17 protein-coding genes and 1 pseudogene are annotated in these 18,998 nt (G+C 46.1%); 10 read left to right on the top strand and 8 right to left on the bottom strand.

Annotated elements, in window-relative coordinates:
- Positions 1 to 195: 195 nt before the first annotated feature.
- Positions 196 to 2,658, top strand: a complete 2,463-nt coding sequence (locus tag HMPREF9473_RS00790; RefSeq protein ID WP_006778136.1) for a GGDEF domain-containing protein — start codon at positions 196 to 198, stop codon at positions 2,656 to 2,658.
- Positions 2,659 to 2,676: 18 nt separating this feature from the next.
- Here the strand turns inward: HMPREF9473_RS00790 and HMPREF9473_RS00785 are convergent, their stop codons facing one another.
- The 5 genes from HMPREF9473_RS00785 to HMPREF9473_RS00765 form a co-directional block, all read right to left on the bottom strand.
- Positions 2,677 to 4,524, bottom strand: coding sequence for an alpha-amylase family protein (locus HMPREF9473_RS00785; RefSeq protein WP_006778135.1), 1,848 nt, complete (start codon positions 4,522 to 4,524; stop codon positions 2,677 to 2,679).
- 47 nt (positions 4,525 to 4,571) lie between these two features.
- Entirely contained in the window at positions 4,572 to 6,755 is a 2,184-nt protein-coding gene (locus HMPREF9473_RS00780) for an alpha-galactosidase (protein WP_006778134.1), read from the bottom strand.
- Positions 6,756 to 6,829: 74 nt separating this feature from the next.
- Positions 6,830 to 7,663: a carbohydrate ABC transporter permease gene (locus tag HMPREF9473_RS00775; protein WP_006778133.1), complete on the bottom strand. Its 834-nt coding sequence runs from the start codon at positions 7,661 to 7,663 to the stop codon at positions 6,830 to 6,832.
- A 12-nt stretch (positions 7,664 to 7,675) separates the two neighbouring features.
- On the bottom strand, positions 7,676 to 8,563 hold the full coding sequence (locus HMPREF9473_RS00770) for a carbohydrate ABC transporter permease (RefSeq protein WP_006778132.1): 888 nt from the start codon (positions 8,561 to 8,563) through the stop codon (positions 7,676 to 7,678).
- A 17-nt stretch (positions 8,564 to 8,580) separates the two neighbouring features.
- Positions 8,581 to 9,879 (bottom strand): ABC transporter substrate-binding protein, encoded by a 1,299-nt coding sequence (locus tag HMPREF9473_RS00765; protein ID WP_006778131.1) that lies wholly within the window; start codon positions 9,877 to 9,879, stop codon positions 8,581 to 8,583.
- A 230-nt stretch (positions 9,880 to 10,109) separates the two neighbouring features.
- Here HMPREF9473_RS00765 and HMPREF9473_RS00760 point away from each other — a divergent pair, with 230 nt between their 5' ends.
- Complete coding sequence (locus tag HMPREF9473_RS00760; protein ID WP_006778130.1) at positions 10,110 to 10,964, top strand: AraC family transcriptional regulator; 855 nt, start codon at positions 10,110 to 10,112, stop codon at positions 10,962 to 10,964.
- A gap of 6 nt (positions 10,965 to 10,970) precedes the next feature.
- On the opposite strand, the gene HMPREF9473_RS00755 is transcribed toward HMPREF9473_RS00760, so the two are convergent.
- On the bottom strand, positions 10,971 to 11,195 hold the full coding sequence (locus HMPREF9473_RS00755) for a hypothetical protein (RefSeq protein ID WP_006778129.1): 225 nt from the start codon (positions 11,193 to 11,195) through the stop codon (positions 10,971 to 10,973).
- Positions 11,196 to 11,389: 194 nt separating this feature from the next.
- Between HMPREF9473_RS00755 and HMPREF9473_RS00750 the strand changes: the two genes are divergently transcribed.
- The 8 genes and pseudogenes from HMPREF9473_RS00750 to HMPREF9473_RS00715 all read left to right on the top strand — a co-directional run bounded on the left by HMPREF9473_RS00750 (position 11,390) and on the right by HMPREF9473_RS00715 (position 17,673).
- On the top strand, positions 11,390 to 11,827 hold the full coding sequence (locus HMPREF9473_RS00750; protein ID WP_006778128.1) for a LytTR family DNA-binding domain-containing protein: 438 nt from the start codon (positions 11,390 to 11,392) through the stop codon (positions 11,825 to 11,827).
- Positions 11,828 to 11,853: 26 nt separating this feature from the next.
- Positions 11,854 to 12,300, top strand: a complete 447-nt coding sequence (locus HMPREF9473_RS00745; RefSeq protein WP_006778127.1) for a DUF3021 family protein — start codon at positions 11,854 to 11,856, stop codon at positions 12,298 to 12,300.
- Between the two features lie 495 nt (positions 12,301 to 12,795).
- Complete coding sequence (locus HMPREF9473_RS00740) at positions 12,796 to 13,851, top strand: AAA family ATPase (RefSeq protein ID WP_006776320.1); 1,056 nt, start codon at positions 12,796 to 12,798, stop codon at positions 13,849 to 13,851.
- 180 nt (positions 13,852 to 14,031) lie between these two features.
- Positions 14,032 to 14,583: a hypothetical protein gene (locus tag HMPREF9473_RS00735; RefSeq protein WP_006776319.1), complete on the top strand. Its 552-nt coding sequence runs from the start codon at positions 14,032 to 14,034 to the stop codon at positions 14,581 to 14,583.
- Between the two features lie 322 nt (positions 14,584 to 14,905).
- On the top strand, positions 14,906 to 15,316 hold the full coding sequence (locus HMPREF9473_RS00730) for a plasmid mobilization protein (protein WP_006776318.1): 411 nt from the start codon (positions 14,906 to 14,908) through the stop codon (positions 15,314 to 15,316).
- Positions 15,317 to 15,668: 352 nt separating this feature from the next.
- Positions 15,669 to 16,393: pseudogene (locus HMPREF9473_RS00725) on the top strand (TraX family protein).
- 376 nt (positions 16,394 to 16,769) lie between these two features.
- Positions 16,770 to 16,961 (top strand): hypothetical protein, encoded by a 192-nt coding sequence (locus HMPREF9473_RS00720; protein ID WP_006776315.1) that lies wholly within the window; start codon positions 16,770 to 16,772, stop codon positions 16,959 to 16,961.
- A 70-nt stretch (positions 16,962 to 17,031) separates the two neighbouring features.
- Positions 17,032 to 17,673 (top strand): hypothetical protein, encoded by a 642-nt coding sequence (locus tag HMPREF9473_RS00715; RefSeq protein WP_006776314.1) that lies wholly within the window; start codon positions 17,032 to 17,034, stop codon positions 17,671 to 17,673.
- A 262-nt stretch (positions 17,674 to 17,935) separates the two neighbouring features.
- Here the strand turns inward: HMPREF9473_RS00715 and HMPREF9473_RS00710 are convergent, their stop codons facing one another.
- Together HMPREF9473_RS00710 and HMPREF9473_RS00705 are read right to left on the bottom strand one after the other, a co-directional pair.
- Complete coding sequence (locus HMPREF9473_RS00710; RefSeq protein ID WP_006776313.1) at positions 17,936 to 18,382, bottom strand: hypothetical protein; 447 nt, start codon at positions 18,380 to 18,382, stop codon at positions 17,936 to 17,938.
- Positions 18,383 to 18,539: 157 nt separating this feature from the next.
- Entirely contained in the window at positions 18,540 to 18,959 is a 420-nt protein-coding gene (locus HMPREF9473_RS00705; protein WP_006773350.1) for a hypothetical protein, read from the bottom strand.
- Positions 18,960 to 18,998: the final 39 nt, after the last annotated feature.

Genomic DNA, 18,998 nt, shown 5'->3' with positions numbered 1-18,998 from the left:
CCTTTCATCTAGTCGTTCATCTAGTCATTATGTCAGCACTTATAAAGATACTAAAAAGTGCGGGAAATATCAACCGTTTGGGCACTGGTAATTACTGGTTATTTTTAAGAAAAAGAATTATTACTATATATTTCATTATGAGGTTTATGGTATAATATCATAATATATAATGAGAACTATAAAAAGGAGCCGGATATGAAACAGAGAATAAAACAGTATATCGCCATATTAGCAGTCATATCATGTATGCTCCTCCTTCATACATCCGCCGCCTTTGCCCAGGAGCAGCAGCCGATTCGCGTGGGATTCCCAGCACAGGAGGGGTTAACCATGCGCAATGAAAATGGGGACTACTCCGGCTACACCTACGATTATTTGTTAGAGGTCGCGCAGTACACGGGCTGGACTTATGAATTTGTGGAGCTGGAAGGCACTCTCGACGAACAGCTGACTGAGATGTTATCCATGCTGGAGAATGGGGAACTTGATATACTGGGAACCATCGGATACAGTGAGCAGCTTGCTGAGATTTATGATTTTCCCAGTGAAAATTATGGTAACGCCTACTATGTGATTGCGGTGCGCAACGATGAAGACCGCATCGATGAATATAATCTCTCTGATTACAAAGGTCTTCGTGTCGCCCTGTTAAAACAGGCAAAGAATAGCAATGAAAAGTTTTTTCAATATACGAAATTAAATGGCATCGATTATGAAATCGTCTGGTGCGAGGATGGGGACGAACTCTATGAGAAGGTGTTATCCGGGGAAGCTGACGCGCTGATTGATAAGGATTTATCCCTGGGAAATGAATTCCGGCCCATTGCCAAATACTCTCCAAGCCCTTTTTTCTTCGCCGTCACAAAAGGAAAAACGGAGATTATCAGCGAGTTAAACCAGGCCATCACCTACATAAGTGAAATCAACCCCATGCTTCAGGCCAACTTATACAACAAATATTTCTCCAGAACCAGCAGCCAGCTCATCTTAAACAGCCAGGAGAAGGCCTATATCCAGGAGAACCCGACTCTGAAAGTTCTGGTTCATGACGGCTTCGGCCCTCTTCAGTACTATGATGAAAACGGGGAAGTCCGTGGTGTTGCCAAAGATTTATTAAACGGCATCGCCGATAAGGCAGGATGGAATCTGGAATATATTTATTCGGACACCTATGCAGAATTCGAGGGCGGTGTGCTGCGAAATGAAGCGGATTTGGTCCTTTCCGTTCCCTACGATTATAATACGGCTTTGCAGGAGGATGTCCTCTTAAGCATTCCTTATCTGGAGACAGAGGTGGTACTTGTCACACGGGATGGCGTCAGCGCTTCCGACTTAAGCAGCCGGCGGCTTGCCGTCTATAAAGGCGAGAAAAAGAACTATGAGAAATCAGAATATGTCTCATATTATGATTCCATAGAAGAAAGTCTCAATGCGGTAGAGCAGGGTGAATGTGATTACACCTATGTCAACAGCTATGCAGCTTCCTTTTATCAGAGGAAAAACAGGCACAGCCACACCATTATTTATCCACTGCCCACGGAAAACAGCATTAAATACTGCCTTGGAATACTGAGCAAGGATAATAAATTGTTATCCGCCATCCTCAACAAGGGAATCAACACGGTGGACGCCAACGAGCTGGAATATTATATTTACAACAACGCCCAGCAAAACCTGGAAGTAACCTTCCAGACCTTTGTGAAAGACAATCCCATGACCTTTATTGGGGGCGTGCTTTTCATCGCCATCTGCCTCATCCTTCTGCTGTCCAGCCATTACCGCAGCCAGCTGAAGATGAAGAAACAGCTGGAACTGGAAAACACCCGTTATCGGTACCTGTCGGACATCTTAAAAGAAGTGACCTTTACCTATGATTATGAAAAGGACTGCCTGGAGCTTTCGCAGGAAGGTATCCGGATTTTTGAGACCAGCGGGTACATCGAACATTACTCCCAGTATCACCAGAATACTGATTCAGATGTCTCTCTGCCGGCTCTTATGGCGCTGTTGGAGCAGAAAAAAGACCTGGATATGGAACTGCAGTTGAAGTTCCCCGGAGCAGAACCGGAATGGTTCCGCATTGTGATAAAAATTGTTATGGACGGCAAAAAAGCAGTCTCCGCCATCGGACGCATGCAGAACATCCATGCAGAAAAGCTGGAAAAAGAACGGCTTGTGGAAAAGAGCCGGATAGACGGGCTGACGGATATTTACAACAACATCACCATGAAGCGGAAGATAACGGAAATGCTGGAGGACAAGAAAGAATCTCTGGCGCTGTTAATTACCGATTTGGATGATTTTAAGAGTATCAATGACAACTATGGCCATTACACCGGAGACCAAGTATTAATCCAGACGGCCGCCGCATTGAAAGAGGTCTTTAGCCGCCACGGAATCGTGGGCCGGCTGGGCGGTGATGAATTTATCGCCTGCATCTCCTATCAGGGAGAATCCTGGATGGAGGAGAAATGCCGGGAGTTCTTCAAACACCTGGATGCGCGGATGGCAGAGGCCAAGGTTCCTCTCTCCACCATCAGCATCGGTATCGCCATAAGGCGGAATGAGGATGATTTTACTACTTTGTATCAGAGAGCTGATGAAAGCCTCTACACAGTGAAAAACAATGGCAAGAATAACTTTAAGATTGAATCCTGAAAACAGGAGCCTGCTGCATCACTCGCAGCAGACTCCTGTTTTTAACCATCGGAAACCAAAGGCTTCCAGTATCACATGTCCATTTACGGCGGTTCCTTCCACAATATCCTGAACCCCACCCGCATTCTCTAAAAAATCCACCTGTTTTTCAAACTCACTGAAGTTAAACAGACCTATCAGTTTATCATCCCCATCTCTTCGCACCAAACAGAGCAGGGAGTCGTCCCAGGTATCTGCCGGATGGAAGGGAACCGATGCATGAAACAATGGCTCCTTCCGCCTCACAGACTCCAGGCAGTTTAATTTCTCAAACAGTTCCGCCTGCACGGTCCCTGGGTTATCAATTTCTCCCACCAGCTCCCAGTGGAATTTCCCACGGTGCAGGAACCGGGAATCCGGCGCTTTCACCGCATCCTGTTTGTAGCTGTAATCATTGACCTGGCCAATTTCATCCCCGCTGTAAAGCATGGGAATCCCTGACAGAAACAGTAAGAATGCATGCAGCATCATATCCAGACGAATGGCCCGCTGCATCCCTTCCTGGTTGTTCTCAAAACCAGCTTTCTCAATGCCGCACAGTGAGGCTGTCGTTCCACACAAGCGGGCGTCTCCTGTCACCAGGTCCTCGTTATAAAGTTCTCCTCTGCTAAAGCTGTCCGGCAGTTTCCCTGTGAAAAAGTCATTCAGGAATTTCTTGTGAGGCACCTGTTTCATCCCCCACTGAGCCAGCAGCGGATAATCAAGTCCCCAGCCAATGTCATCATGGCAGCGGAGATAATTTAAGTAGGTATAGCTGTCCGGCAGACCGCTGATAATCTCCATCTGCCGTTTCAAAAGCCGCACATCCCGGGTCGCCACCGAATTCCAGATCGTGGCCATGGTCGTCACATTGTAAAGCATATGACATTCCGGTTTTTCCACCGTACCAAAATAGGGCGCCACCTTCTCCGGCTCCATCACCACCTCGCCCAACAGGACAATACCAGGACACACAATCTCACTAATCATCCGCATCATGCGCACGATGGTGTGGACCTTCGGAAGATTCCGGCAGTCCGTCCCCAGTTCTTTCCAGATATATGGCACCGCGTCAATCCGAATCACATCGATACCCCGATTGGCCAGATACAGGAAGTTGTACATCATCTCGTTAAACACCGCCGGATTGTGATAATTCAAATCCCACTGGTAGGGGTAAAACGTGGTCATCACAAATTTACCGGCATCCTGCAGCCAGGTGAAATTCCCAGGCGCCGTGGTTGGAAATACCTGTGGTACCGTCTTTTCATACATGACAGGCACCGTGTAATCATCATAGAAGAAATATCTGTCCCGGTACTCCTGCTCGCCGTTTCTCGCCCGCTTCGCCCACTCATGGTCCTCCGATGTGTGGTTCATCACAAAATCAAGACAGAGGCTGATTCCCTGGCGATGGCACTCTGCCGCCAGCTTTTCTAAGTCCTCCATGGTTCCAAGTTCCGGCTGGACACTCCGGAAATCCGATACCGCATACCCGCCATCGGAACGCCCGGCAGGTGACTCCAGAAGCGGCATCAGGTGAAGATAGTTAACATTGCACCGTTTCAGATAATCAAGATGCTTCTGTACCCCCTTCAAATTACCGGCAAATTGCTCCGTGTACATCATCATGCCCAGAATTCCCGTGTCACGGTACCACCCGGGATTCTGCTCTCTATCCCCATCCAGACGCTTGAGAGACGGTTTCCGCTCCTGGTAAAACTGTTTCATCTGGGCACAGAGCTCATCAAACATCTGCTGGTTATCGTACAATTCCATGTAAAGCCATTTCAGTTCATCCAGATGCCGCTCCAGACGGCATTTCCATAACTGCTCATTCTTTGTCATCGCTTCTCCCCATACCTTCCATATCCTGCAACCTCCGGTCCGCTCTGCTACCGGATTTTCACCAGGTGCATCTGCCATGCCTGGTATTCTCCCTCGGAAGCCGGCACCGGAATTCCTCCACAGATAAGCCCTGCTCCCGGATAAATCCGGCCCGTCTCCTCATCTCGGTACATGGCCTTTTTATCAAGACCTTTCAGCCTGACATAGCTGGTCACCGGATTGCCGTGGGCCTCCAGCTTCACCATATTTAACAGCGCCTCATCCTGATTCTCCGCCACAAACAGCCAGGCTGCCACCTCATCCTCAAAGGGACTGGTCAGGCGGTAATACTCCCCGTTGTGAATCAGATTCCAGTACTTATGATACTCCTGAATCTGCTCCCGGACGCAGGTTTTCTCTTCCTCCGTAATCTTATTCAAATCCAGCTCATAGCCAAAACTGCCCGCCATGGCCACCACGCCTCTTGTCTTCATGGGCGTGTACCGGCCGGTCTGATGATTCGGCACTGCCGACACATGGGAACCCACCGCCGACACCGGATATCCGAAGGAGGTCCCATACTGAATCCTCAGCCGGTCAATGGCGTCCGTATTGTCGCTGCACCATATCTGGGGTGTGTAATAAAGCATCCCGGCGTCAAACCGGCCGCCCCCGCCACTGCACCCCTCTATCAGCATATCGGGATACCGCGTCACCAGACGTTCCAGGAAATCGTACAACCCCAGCACATACCGGTAGCGCACTTCTCCCTGGTCCTGCCAGATTGCCGAATACACATCAGAAATACTCCTGTTCATATCCCATTTTAAATATTCAATATTCGTTTTGTCAAGTACCATGCAAAGCTGCTCAAAGATGTAATCTACCACCTCCGGCCTGGAGAAATCGAGAACCAGCTGGTTCCGGCTTCTCACCGGCTGACGTCCGGGAATGGCCAGCGCCCAGTCCGGATGGGCCCGGTAAAGATCGCTGTCTTCAGACACCATCTCCGGCTCCACCCAGATACCGAATTTCATGCCGAGTTCATTTACTTCCTCCACCAGCTTTGCCAGGGGTTTTCCAAGTTTTTTCTCGTTGACCACCCAGTCTCCCAGACCGGAATCATCCGTGTCACGTTTGCCAAACCATCCGTCGTCCAGCACCAGCATCTCCACGCCCAGCTCCGACGCCTGCTTTGCAATCTCCAGAATCTTCTCTCCGGTGAAATCAAAATAGGTCGCTTCCCAGTTGTTGAGCAGTACCGGTCTTGGAATATTCCTGTATTTACCACGGCACAGATGATTCCGGAATCCATGGTGATAATTCCGTGACAGACTGCCAAGACCATCCTCGCTGAAGCTTAGGACGATTTCCGGCCCGTAAAAGATATCTCCAGGCTTCAGTCCGTAGCTGAACCGCTCATCCTGGAGCCCCATGGTCACCCGGACCTGCTCGTACTGGTCCTGCTCCACCTCTGCCTTAAACTCCCCACTGTATACAAAAGACAGGCCATAACAGCCTCCGGCATCCTCCGAAGCGCCCCGCTCCGCCAGGATCAAAAACGGGTTGTACTGATGGCTTGACGTCCCTCTGCGGCTTCCAATCACCTGGGTACCGTGCGCCACAGGCGTCCGCTGAAAATTCCGCTCCATGGCATGACGGCCATAAAACTGAATCATGTCATAATCACCGTGAAGGAAGTCAAGACAGGCGCTCTGCACTTTCTTTAATGTCACTTCCGCATTGCCGTGATGTTCCACTTTCACCGCACGGGTAATGATGTCCTGCTGTGGAAATACACCATATAACAATGTAACCGTCAGGCCGGAAGCCCGGTCTTCTAACGTGACAGCCAGCGTCTCGGCTTCATCCTCTCCCGCATACATAGCCGGAAGCCCTGGCAGACCGTATTTTCCCCGGCTGATTTCATGACTTTTATAGCGAAGGTCACAGCTATATGAGCCATCTGCATTTTCCACCACCAGACAGGGGGTGCGGTAATCTCCCGTCCCCTGTACCGGGTATTCCTGGGGCAGTGCATCCATCGAGTAAGTCCTGTCCGTTCCCGCATCATAGGGATTACCTGAAAAGCCCCGGTCCGCGTAGGTCAACAGATACTCCATACTGCCCTTCACCTTTGCTCCGTAATATAAATGCAGCAGAAACCCATACCTGTCTATCTTCATCTGATAACTGGTACGGTTCGTATTGATTGTGAATGTGCGTTCTTTTTCCTGATAGTTGATTGCCATGTGATGTCTCCTTCCTAATGTCCCTGAAAATCCGCCGGGGAATCTCCCCCCGCGGATTTTCTTATATCTATTTTTTATTTTCCTCCGGTCATTGCAATTCCTTCTATAAATTGTTTCTGGAATACCATGTACAGAATCACCATGGGAATCATCGCCAGCATGGAGCCTGCCATCAGTATCGGGTAGTTGGTGGTAAACTGTCCTCTTAATGTGGACAGACCTGCGGACAGCGTCATTTTATTCAAATCGGTGTTGGCAATCAGCGGCCACATCAAATCGGCATATGCGAATACTGCCGTGAAGATGGTCAGCGCCGCCATGGATGCCTTCGTCAATGGCATCATCACCTTTGTGAAGGTCTGCCATTTAGTACATCCATCCAGGTAGGCTGCTTCCCCCAACTCATCGGGAATTCCCATGTATGCCTGGCGCAGGAAGAAGGTACCAAACGCGCTGACGATACCCGGAAATACCAGTGCAAAGAGACTGTTGGTCAGACCAAATTTTGCCAGCATCTGATACTGCGGAATGATAAATATCTGGGATGGCAGCATCATCTGCACAATCACCAGGGAGAACAGCAGTCCCTTGCCCTTGAAGTTCAGCTTTGCAAATGCAAATCCCGCCGCGGAGGAAAATGCCACCGCACAGAGCACACGGAACAGAATCAGCAGTGTCGTATTAAGATACAGCTTGACAAATGGCAGGGCCTCCAGCGCCCGGCCGTAGTTATCGGTCAGCCAATGCTTTGGCAGGATGGTAGGCGGTATCTGTACGCTCTCTCCCGCAGATTTAAAGCTGGTCAGCAGCATCCAGAGGAATGGAAATATCATCAGGATTGCGCCGGCGCCCAGCACTGCATAGACCAGAATCCGGTTTGTATTGCGGCTTGCTTGTAATGACTTCATTTGAATTCCTCCTTATACTTCGTAGTTAACCCACTTTTTCTGTCCCCAGAACTGAATTGCCGTGATAATGCCAATCAGAAGCACGGTCCATACAACAATGGCGGACGCATAACCTCTGTTGCCGGCCACAAAGGATTCCCGGTAGAACAGATACATCAGTGACTGTGCGCTGGTCAGCGCCGGGTTGGTTTGGTCTACCATCATGTAAATCAAATCGTACACCTTGATGGAAGCCATCAGTCTCATAATCAATACCACGAACAGCGTGGGAGAAACCATCGGCAGCGTAATCTTGAAAAACTGCTGGATTTTGGAAGCACCGTCCAGACTTGCCGCCTCATAATAGCTTTTGGAAATATTCTGAATTCCGGACAGCAGCAAAATCGCATCGTATCCCACCGCGCTCCAGATGGCTGTCACTGCACAGGCTAGCAGCACCAGCTTCGGGTTGGTCAGCCAGTTTATCTTCACACCGATCATCTGGTTGATAATGCCGTACTCCGCGTTGAAAATCCATTTCCATACCATGGCAATCGCCGCCGGGGCCACAACCATAGGCAGGAAGTAAATGGCACGGAACACCGATTTCCCCTTAATCTTTGCATTTAACAGCACGGCTGTAAGGAGTGCGAAGAACATCCCCAGAGGCACGGTCAGAATACAGAAGTAAATGGAGTTCCATGTAGCTTTCCAGAATTCACTGCTTCCGAACATCTGGGTATAATTGCCAAATCCGCTCAGCTCAAAGTATCCAAAAGGATGGGTGGTGGAAAAGCTCAACACCAGCGTCTCAATAAACGGATACACATTTAAAACAATAAGTCCGATAATGGTGGGAGCTATCAGCAGATAACCCCATTTTGCATCCTCAGTCCAAAATTTCTTCTTTCCCTTTCCCATACGTTACCTCCACTCCTTTATGGCTGTTTCGCCTCATCAACCAGCTTCTGCATCGCCGCCAATCCTTCGTCCAGACTCTGCTGCCCACTGTAAATCTTGAGCAGGGCATCATTGATCTGGGTCTTCCAGTTGGGACGCGACGCATTGTTGACACTCTGAACACCGTATTCCAGCATATCCACACATTTCTGTACATCCAGCACGTAATCGAATTTGTCAAAGGCATGAATCCAGGTATCCTCCAAACCGATATAAGCCGGAATCGCCGCTCCTGACAGCCCCTGAACCCGCTGTCCTTCCTCGGAGCCGGCAAACTTTAAAAAGTCCTTTGCATACTCCAGTTTTTTGCCCCTGGCGCCGGTCGCGTAGCACAGACCGTTGGAGATGGAAGCCCGCCCGTCTCCCCGAACCGGGTCCGGACATTTTGGCAGTACCGCCACATCCCATTTTCCTACAACGTCCTTGTTGTTCTCCATCATGGACATCAGGTTCCAGTTACCCTCCAGGTACATGGCTCCCTGTTCGGAGGCAAAAGCCGTGCCGGGATTGGTCTCCGCAAAATAATTCTGGTCCGGACACCATGGCTCTTTTTGCAGGTTTACATAAAACTCCATTCCTTTTCTTGTTCCCTCATCCATGAATCCCGCTTTTGTTTTATCTTCATTTAATATGTAACCGCCGGCCTGGTATACAAAGTTCCAGTAGCCCAGCTGTTCGTCCGCGTATGCCATGAACCCGTACTTGCCTGTGTTCTCATAGATTTTAGCGGAGGCGGCCGTCAAATCGTCCCAGGTCCAGGTTTCATCCGGATACGCCACACCCGCCGCGTCAAACATCTCCCGGTTATAGACCAGACATACGGAATCTTTATCCTTTGGCACCCCGTAGAGTCTGCCGTCACTGCCTTTTGCATTTCCCAGTGAAATCTCTGAAAAATGCTTTGTGTAGTAATCCTTATCCACGTCGTCATACAAATCTGTCACATCCGCCAGCATTCCGTAATCCGCATATTTTAAAATCTGATTGGTATGCATCCAGAAAATGTCCGGCAGCTGGTTGGATTCCGCGGCCGCATCCAGTTTCGTCCAGTACTCATCCCAGCTTGTGACCTGCACATTGATTTCCACATCGGGATGTTTCTCCATGTAGGCGTTGGCTACCGCTTCCATACCATTTCGCTGGGCCGTATCCCAGATTTGAAAGGACAGCTTCACCTTGCCGCCCGACTCTCCATTTCCCTGACAGCCGCCAAGCATCATCGCGGTCATCAACGCCGCCAGTCCCAGTGCCAATCCCTTCCTTTTTGTTCTTATCATAATATACCCCCTGTCCTTTCTGGTTGCCATGTTGCATAATATCTATTCCGTCCGTTCGTTTTAAAGGAACTTTGTTGTTAATCTAATAATAACATGCACTTATGCTTGCGTATATATTTAGATTTTGGCAGATTTATACCCAAATGCTATTTTTCTCTCTGTGAGTTGATATCAGGTAGCATTTGGGTATATAATGGGATTAATAATAAAAATGAGGGGGATACCGGCATATGGATAACGTGTTATTTTCAATCTTTCCGAATGAACATTTTGTGGATTTGGGGTTATATCAATATGGATGGGAGCACTGCGAGCCGCTGCATTCTTATGGTCCTTTCGTGCGCAACCACTATCTGTTTCACTATGTCATCTCCGGCACCGGTATGCTCCAGTCAACCGATTCCAAGGGAATCACCAACACCTATCAGATTAAAAGTGGAGAAGGCTTTATGATATATCCGAAGCAGGTCAACACCTACTGCGCCGACAAAGAGCATCCATGGGAATACACCTGGGTGGAATTTGATGGGCTGAGAGTAAAAGAAGCGCTGGAGCTGGCAGGCCTGACTGTGGACAATCCGGTCTACCACTCCTCCGCCAGAGACTTAAGTCTGGAATTGAAAAACGAGATGCTCTATATCGCCCAGCATCCGGAGCAGTCTCCATTTCATCTGATTGGGCATCTGTATCTGTTTCTCGACTATTTAACCCGCTCCTGCGCCTCCTGCAAGCGGCTCCAGAGCGGCAAACTCCAGGACTTCTATATCCGGGAGGCCACGTCCTTCATCGAGCAGAATTTTCAGAACGATATCTCCGTGGAGGACATCGCCGCCTTCTGCAACTTAAACCGCAGCTATTTCGGCAAAATATTCCGGGACGCCGTCGGCAAAAGCCCACAGGAATTTCTAATCAGCTACCGTATGACAAAAGCCGCCGAACTGTTAAAATTGACTGATTTAATGATTGGGGATATCAGCAATGCAGTTGGCTATCCCAGCCAACTGCATTTCTCAAGAGCATTTAAAAAGACTTACGGAATCTCGCCGCGGGAGTGGCGGGCGGAGAATAAGGTGATAGAACGATAACAGATTTTACGTCTCCTCCATATCCTTCCCCACATCAGGAGAGGACTTTGGTGTTCCGTCACAGTTACGGTTCATTTGACAATAGTGGGGACATCCACCACAGGCTTTTCCGCCCACAAACATGCCCCGCTTGCGCGAGTCGTCAATCAGCCAGTAGGCAGCTCCAATTACGGCAAATACCACGAACATAATAATCCATTCGACAAGAGACATATTGGTGATAAATTCCATTGAGACCTCCTTTTTCATATGATTATAAAAATAGTTACTGTTATTAAAACAATAACATATGATGGGAGGTCAGGTCAAGCATGAAATCCAAATTATCTGCAGCTTACCCCCTCATAATATCCTGTTGCCGTGACTGCCCTTGCCGGGCAGTCTTTCTTCTGTTATGCTCAACTTGTAAAGGAGGTAATGAGAGTATGAAAATTACCGTTGAACACGTATCGGTTACGGAAAATGAGGTGATACTTCGCTGCCCCGAACTGGATCAGGAGATGCTCCATATTCTGTCCCTGCTGCGCTCTGGGCTCCAGCGCTTATGCGTGTGGAATGATGAACGTGAGGTAACCCTTCTGACGCCGGATGAGATGGTCTATTGTGAGAGCGTGGACGAACGCACCTTTGTTTACGCGGCCAGCACGGTATACCAGACCGCACTGAGCCTGGCAGAAGTGGAAGGCCGTTACGGAGAGACCGGCTGCTGCCGCATCAGCAAATCCGCGGTTGTCAATCTGCACCATATACGCAGCTTGAAAAGTATGCCTGCCGGGAGAATTGAAGCCGTGCTGGAAACAGGGGAAAAGCTGCTGGTCTCCCGCCACTATGCCCCGCTTCTCAGAGAGCGCCTGGGATTGTAAAGAAAAGAAGAAAGGAAGGAACACTTATGAATGAATTTATTAGATTTTATACCTGGGGAATCAAAATGAAATTTCATATGGCCATCTATACGCTGGCACTGATCGCAACGAATGGTTTCGTAAAGTGGCTTATGGGAGAACGGTCCATCACAATTCCGACCCTGTTGGAAATGATGCTTGTCTGTTTTGCAATTGCACTGTTGGAAACCTGGATTTTCCCTGAAGAAGGCATCTGGGAGGGCTCCGCTATGGTCCGCCGGACTGTATTGTGGAGTCTGGTATGTAATACTGGATTTATCGGTGGAACCCTGGCCTTTGACTGGTTCTCCGGAATTCCCGGATGGGCGGCCATAGTACTCCTTTTGTTTCTGGAAGGCGGCCTGGCCGCCATGTGGTTCGCCATGCACGTAGCATTGAAAAAAGATACCGAGCAGTTGAATCAGAAATTACAGCTATATAAGAATGGAAATTAGCATTCGGGACAGCTCCTGTTCACGTCTTATTCTTCATGTTTGGCAAACTACATTTTCAAATAACAAAAAGCCGAAAACCTTGAATTTACAGGTTTTCGACTTTTTGTATAACGTTCCTGAGCGGATTCGAACCGCTGGCCTTCCGCTTAGGAGGCAAATCGAGGCTTCCGGGTTATCCGTTTTGTAACGGATTCGTGACGTTAGTGCCCGGTTTCTGTATTTTCTCCGTGACGATTATAGAGACATCAAGCCGATTAAAACTGGTTATCACGGCTTATACTTAAAAACGCAACTGTACAAATAGCTTGATGTCTCTACAAAATATCACTCACTAAACCACAATTTCGTTTATCGAAGTTGTGGTTTTCTTTTTACATGAAAAAAGCTTCTGTATAGGCAAATACACAGAAGCTCAGACCATGCTATGAAATACAATATACCACATTATAGCATGGCGAATCTCAAAATACAATAGTACGCAAAGGAGTATTCGCAATGAATGAATCGACTACAAATATGAGAACCGAAGAAGCGATAAAAGAAAAAATAAAGGAGAGCCGCTTTGAATCCATCAATGGAAAAGACTTGATGGAAATGGACTTGCCGCCGCTTCATTACACCATCAGTACCATTTTACCGCACGGTTTCTTTATCCTCGCCGGAGGTGCTAAAGTGGGTAAATCGTGGCTTGCCGAGCAGATATCCTACGCTGTTGCCAGTGGAGGGCAAATCTGGGGCTATCAAGCCATACAGTCCGAGGTCTTGTATCTCGGTCTGGAAGATACCGTAACACGCTTACAGAGCCGTTTTGAGATGCTTGAAGCCTATGAGGGTATGGAGAACATCCATTTCGTTTTAAAGGCAAACAGCATCACTTCCGGCGTTGAGGAAGATATCCGTGATTACTTAACGCAGCATCCCAATATCAAACTGGTGGTCATTGACACGCTCCAACATATCAGAGGGAATGAGTTTGTAAAAAACATCTATGCCGGGGACGTGGAGTTTACCAACATCCTGCGCCAGATAAGCATGGAGTTTGACCTTACCATCCTTGCGCTCACGCACACCAACAAAGGCAAGCACGATGATGATATCAGCAAGATTTCCGGCAGCGAGGGCATGGCAGGAGGAACAGACGGGAACTGGGTGCTGACAAAGAGCAAGCGCACCGACACCAGAGCCAATCTCACCATTTCCAACCGTGATACCGAAGCCTTTGAATTTGCCCTTGAATTTGACAAAGAATCCTGCCGTTGGAACAAGCTCACCCGTGACGAATCTGTTGTCAATGAAAAGGAGCGGTTCTTACACGCTATCGTTAATTTCGTCAAAGCAGAGGAAGCACACCATTGGGAGGGGACGGCAACAGAGCTGCTGACAAACTTACAGGCACGAGAGCCGATTCTTGTTAGTTACAGTGCTGCTGTGTTCTCAAAGAGCTTGAAAGCAGCGCAAGATTCGCTGAGAGAGATCTATGGGGTTTCTTATGTGAGCGCATTCCATAACAAGAAAAAATGGATAACCCTTGACTATATCGAAGTCAAGTAACTACGGGTACTACGCCAGCACCGTTGTTTTTCATAGGACGATGAAGAAAAATTACCCGTAGTCGGATTTCTGAGGACAACGGCAAAATTCTACCGCTTATCCTAACGGAAACAACGGCGCACCCGTAGTTGCCGTTGTCCTCAGCTTAAATCAATCTATTTTATAAGCAAAGGAGACGAAATGAGAGATTACAGTTCACAAAAAATTGAGATTGAAACCATAAAACCAAGAACCATAACAGTGAATCTTTCCAATGCAGATGTGAAACGCCTTGCCGAAAAATCCGGCGAGGGTGGGTTGACAATTTCAGAGCTGTTGGAGAACTTCATCGGGGATTTGGTAGACGGAACATATTCCAACGGAAGTGATGAACGGATGTATGCGGAACAGTGGTATCAGCGTTGTTGGTTTGCCATGTTTTCGGATGATACATTTCTGAAATTTTTGCTGCTGTGGGGGGATTTGGACGATTATATTGATTTGATGGATGAACTTGAAAGCAATAAAAAAGAAATGGCGGAAATGACAGCCGATGCCGAAGAATACTCCGCTGAGGAACGGGACGAACTGCAAGAGTATATCAATGAGTTGCAGAAAGAAATTGATTATTATTGGGGCAAATTTTTGGAGCGAAAACGTCAAAAAGAATCCTATGTTTTTGAAAAAGAAATCGAAAATATTATGGCGTGGAAATCGCAGCTTGATACAATTCTCGACCCCGAAAATCCATAGCAACACATTATTAGCAAGCAGGGGGAAAATGTACCCATTCCCTCATACTTGCATATAGCAAGCATGGGGAAATTGTACCCACTCGTTGTCCATTATTCTCCCTATACTTGCAATAGCAAGCATAGGGGAAATGTACCCACTCGTGTCATTTTCCCACTTGTTAGCCGTTGCACTGGGGCAACGCCCCCTAATACCCCCACCTGTACCATTTTGCAAAACGGCAAAATGACTGTCCCACAGACGGCACAACAAAACTAAAACCACTGACGAACAATTTTGTAATTTCCTCACGGTGAGGAAGTTTTGAAAGGAGAAGTAATAAATGGCTGAAAAAGATAGAGTTCGCACAGAGCAATTCCGTTTTACTTTGCTTCCAGAGGAAAATGCTATGCTCACAAAAAATGCTTTTGAGTACGGCTTATCGAAATCGGAATATTTAAGAAAACTGATTCTTGCAGAATCGTTGACGGGTAAGCAGTGGCACATGGATAGAGACCAGGCAAAGCAGTTGATTTACGAAGTGAACCGCATTGGAAACAATGTCAATCAAATTGCTTATAACACAAATGCTGTTCGATTTTCTTCTAATAAGGATTGGGGAGAACTCCAAACAAAATATTTTGAGTTAATGACACTGTTTTGTCAGTTTGCGTTGCGAGAGAACGGAGAGGAAAAACTCTGGTATAAAAAGATTCTGGAACTGATGCCAAAGGACGATTCCTCAAGTGTATAATAATCTCTGTTTTCTAACCATGGTAGAAAATACGCTTGTAAGATGATGATGCTATATGATAAAATGAAACCAACAAATCGATATTTGAGATATCCCTCCTTTGTCCTTTTATGGAAAGTGTTAAAGGTCAAGAACGCACAGGTCAGAGGGCAAACGAGCATGAAGTTCGACAATAAGCGACACAGGAGGGTGAAAGATGAATGGTTTTTCGGTAATGGCAGAGAGCTATAAGAAGCTGATGTAACAGGGTAAGATTGAAAAAGAGATACGCATATATGAGTTTTTGGCTACTTGCGACAGTGACGATTTGCACAGAGGATAAAGTAACATTTAATTATTAGAGGGGGATATTATGGATACAAGGTTCAACCAGACAAAATTAAAGAAGCTCCAGATCTTCAATGGAGCACAACTGAAGTATTTGGCATTTGCATCTATGCTAATAGATCATGTTAATAACGCTTTAATAACACCTTATTTAAATGGACAAGGTTTTCTATTACATTTGTCCAATCTATTTTCTATTTTGGGCAGAATTGCATTCCCGCTGTTTGTTTTTTTCTTGTAGAGGGATTCTTCAAAACTGGCAACAGAATGAAATATCTGATTATGCTTTTAATTTTTGGTGTAATATCAGAAGTGCCTTTTGATTTGTTTACATCAAAAACTTGTTTCTCTCCATATTGGAACAATATAATGTTTACCTTAGCGCTATGCCTTATTACAATTTGGATTATTGACATTCTTAAAGATAAAATCAGCAATAAATATCCTTGGTATGCTTTATCAATCCTGATTGTAGCATTTTTTGGGTTTCTATCTATGGAGCTAAATCTTGATTATGATTATCACGCAATAGTCGTTGCCTATCTCTTTTATATATTCTATGATAAACCTCTCCTTGGTGCTGGCCTGGGATATATATCAATTATAAAAGAACTTTACTCATTTATAGGTTTTGGCATGACTCTAACCTATAATGGTGAAAGAGGCAAACAATATAAATGGTTCAACTATTTCTTTTATCCAGTACATATTCTAATCTTAGGGCTTTTGCGCATATATTTAAACATTTAGTTTATACTACCCGACCTTGACGGAGTGGAGTGTAACACTTCCCAAAGGGGAAAAAGCAATGGCTTATTCCCCTGCCACACGGCGAGTGTGGGGTTTGGGGCAAAGCCCCAAGAGGGGGGCGAAGGGGAGTATCCCCTGCACATGACTTTACGGAGTAAAGTATAATGTGCTATACTTTACCAAAGGTGGAAAAACTCTATTGATAAGATTAGCGGTCAAGGCGAAGCCAGAGGGGTGTGGGTTTATATACTCAACATAGCATATCAAAGAAATTGACCACGCCGATGTTTGGAATACGCCCGATAAAATGTATCCTAACAGGCCATCATTCTATTGTTTGGAAATAAGACGATGCTGATTCCGGGAGGGACTTCCGATGACAAAAGAAATTGAAATTCAAGGCTGCATTACCATTCCAAAAGACGTCTCGATGGATGAAGTTATTGATAAATTTATTGCATTCATTGAGAAAAATGAGTGGAGTTTTGGCGGTGGCTATCGCACCATTATAGATGGATACTATATGAATGCTGATGGTACAAAGGGGAAATGTGTCCTTGATGAGTGAGCAGGCTTAACTTGCACTATGAACGAGACGTATTTGAGCAGTATATATTTGTGAAGCGGGAGGTGCGTTAATGAAGACCGTTGACATACATGGCATGACCAATATGGAGCTTGTTCAGGGAGGAACCGACGAATGGTACTGGGCAACGGACTATATTCACGGCGATCTCTATGAAGCGGAAGAACTATTCCGGCAGAGACACCATGTGCGGAGTAACCGCTTGTATCTTATCCACTATCCGGACGGTACAGTGTATGAGCCTGTGCCGCCTGTGGACGGTCAATATCTTGGCTATCCCGTGTATGATGAAGGCGCTATTGTGCTGCTGGTAGTGAATTTCGCAGAAAGTATGATATATATTCTTCGGTTCATACATCAACAAGAGAAAACGCAGGAAGTGGCAAGGTTGCCTCTGTCCACAGTGAAAGACTGCTATAATCTCATCCTTCATACCTCTCCATTATCGCTGACACGGCAGCCAAATGACGGGACATTTGAGATGATTTGGCCTGAGAAAATAAGCTTTGCGATAAATGATAGGGAATCTTTTAACTTTCGGGAGGGGGATGACCTTTATTTCAATATTTGGTACGAAGACCCGGACTATCGGGAGGAGACGCTGGTGCGTTCTCTGCGAGACGGAGCGATTTTGGAGAGACTTCCGGGTGATATTCGTATTATGCCAAACGGGGAACGGTGGCTTATCAAATAGCTTTGTCATCTAACTTCCAGTTTTACGAACTAATTGTATCAAAATAAAGTCGTTTAAAGCTGCCGATTAGCACACAACAGCTTTTGGGGATGATGGTTGCGTTTGTGGTTTACCAGCGATAAACTGTCAACGTATTGATTTCACTTTAACTGCTGACGCAAACGCAAAGAGCACCTCTATACTCAATTGAGTGCAGAGGTGCTCTTGTTATTTATCATATTCGAAAAGCTAATGCAGAGCTTTTGTCGGGCATACCTTGGTATTAGTACGCATTTTCTTCAAAGTAGGTGTAGATTTTTTCCGAAACATAGCTTACCAGATAAGCGATAAAAGGAAAAACAATGAAGCCTACTGCCTTTGTAAATTCTCCAATTTCTCCAAATGGGACGCCGCTTTTGAAAGCACAAAAAGACTGATACAGATAGTAAACTCCTGCAATCAGTCCGAAAGAAGAAATGTAACCAATTCCTTTTGCGACATAGGAAACCGCATGAAACGCAATGGAAAGTGGCGTGTAAATAATCGTCCTCAATTCACTGAAAACAGAACCGAAAAACTTATATCTTTTTTCTGACTTTTCAATTCGTTTTTCTGACCTTGCGTATTCTTCATCTGTCATAACAGTGCCAAAACCCAACTCTGCAAATTTCTTGCCAATCTCCCTTGCACTCTGTTCTTCTCTATTTTCATTATAGTTGTAATCTTTCATAATGAATCACCTCGCAAGAATAGAATTTTCAGCCATGAGCAAAACGCAGGTTTTGCAACATTGATACCACCATATGCCGCTGTATCGAGCTTGATAGTGCTATATGTTGTATGTCGTTATGAGTAAATCGGAGTTTTGCTCATGGCTGTAGAATTTTTTATGTATTACGCTCGTCCGTAGAATTTGTTTGTGTTACACTGCTTTTTTGAATTTGTGATATTGTTCGTATTGTCTTAACATCCCGAACCACACAGAGAACTGTCAGAACAATTATGATAAATACAAATCCATCTTCGCTCAGCCAAGGAATAGAAGCAATAATTCCATCTATTTTAAAACTTACAAACAACGCTATCGCTACCGTTATTATAAATGCAAGGAGATACCTCTTTGATACATCTAATATAAATCCATAAAGCGATAAGCTTATATAGGCTAAAGAGGCAAGTCCAAGACCGGCACCTATTATTTCTAATGAAAAAATCGCCCCTCCTTTTTGGAACTGGCTATATACGTACCAAGCAAAGATTCCTAAAAAAATTATCATTTTTAAGATTTTTGTTGTAATTCTGCTCATATATACCTCCGCAAATTCAATTTTCTGTTTCTGGCGGTG

Origin of the sequence: Hungatella hathewayi WAL-18680, assembly GCF_000235505.1 — a bacterium.
Taxonomy (GTDB): domain Bacteria; phylum Bacillota; class Clostridia; order Lachnospirales; family Lachnospiraceae; genus Hungatella_A; species Hungatella_A hathewayi_A.
The sequence above is the reverse complement of the archived record's forward strand: the minus strand, read 5'-3'. Positions and strand labels throughout refer to the sequence as shown.

What these genes read in the sequence shown, in the direction of transcription:
- HMPREF9473_RS00790 (WP_006778136.1), top strand. Translation starts at nt 196, where the DNA reads ATGAAACAGAGAATAAAACAGTATATCGCCATATTAGCAGTCATATCA.
- HMPREF9473_RS00785 (WP_006778135.1), bottom strand. Translation starts at nt 4,524, where the DNA reads ATGACAAAGAATGAGCAGTTATGGAAATGCCGTCTGGAGCGGCATCTG.
- HMPREF9473_RS00780 (WP_006778134.1), bottom strand. Translation starts at nt 6,755, where the DNA reads ATGGCAATCAACTATCAGGAAAAAGAACGCACATTCACAATCAATACG.
- HMPREF9473_RS00775 (WP_006778133.1), bottom strand. Translation starts at nt 7,663, where the DNA reads ATGAAGTCATTACAAGCAAGCCGCAATACAAACCGGATTCTGGTCTAT.
- HMPREF9473_RS00770 (WP_006778132.1), bottom strand. Translation starts at nt 8,563, where the DNA reads ATGGGAAAGGGAAAGAAGAAATTTTGGACTGAGGATGCAAAATGGGGT.
- HMPREF9473_RS00765 (WP_006778131.1), bottom strand. Translation starts at nt 9,879, where the DNA reads ATGATAAGAACAAAAAGGAAGGGATTGGCACTGGGACTGGCGGCGTTG.
- HMPREF9473_RS00760 (WP_006778130.1), top strand. Translation starts at nt 10,110, where the DNA reads ATGGATAACGTGTTATTTTCAATCTTTCCGAATGAACATTTTGTGGAT.
- HMPREF9473_RS00755 (WP_006778129.1), bottom strand. Translation starts at nt 11,195, where the DNA reads ATGGAATTTATCACCAATATGTCTCTTGTCGAATGGATTATTATGTTC.
- HMPREF9473_RS00750 (WP_006778128.1), top strand. Translation starts at nt 11,390, where the DNA reads ATGAAAATTACCGTTGAACACGTATCGGTTACGGAAAATGAGGTGATA.
- HMPREF9473_RS00745 (WP_006778127.1), top strand. Translation starts at nt 11,854, where the DNA reads ATGAATGAATTTATTAGATTTTATACCTGGGGAATCAAAATGAAATTT.
- HMPREF9473_RS00740 (WP_006776320.1), top strand. Translation starts at nt 12,796, where the DNA reads ATGAATGAATCGACTACAAATATGAGAACCGAAGAAGCGATAAAAGAA.
- HMPREF9473_RS00735 (WP_006776319.1), top strand. Translation starts at nt 14,032, where the DNA reads ATGAGAGATTACAGTTCACAAAAAATTGAGATTGAAACCATAAAACCA.
- HMPREF9473_RS00730 (WP_006776318.1), top strand. Translation starts at nt 14,906, where the DNA reads ATGGCTGAAAAAGATAGAGTTCGCACAGAGCAATTCCGTTTTACTTTG.
- HMPREF9473_RS00720 (WP_006776315.1), top strand. Translation starts at nt 16,770, where the DNA reads ATGACAAAAGAAATTGAAATTCAAGGCTGCATTACCATTCCAAAAGAC.
- HMPREF9473_RS00715 (WP_006776314.1), top strand. Translation starts at nt 17,032, where the DNA reads ATGAAGACCGTTGACATACATGGCATGACCAATATGGAGCTTGTTCAG.
- HMPREF9473_RS00710 (WP_006776313.1), bottom strand. Translation starts at nt 18,382, where the DNA reads ATGAAAGATTACAACTATAATGAAAATAGAGAAGAACAGAGTGCAAGG.
- HMPREF9473_RS00705 (WP_006773350.1), bottom strand. Translation starts at nt 18,959, where the DNA reads ATGAGCAGAATTACAACAAAAATCTTAAAAATGATAATTTTTTTAGGA.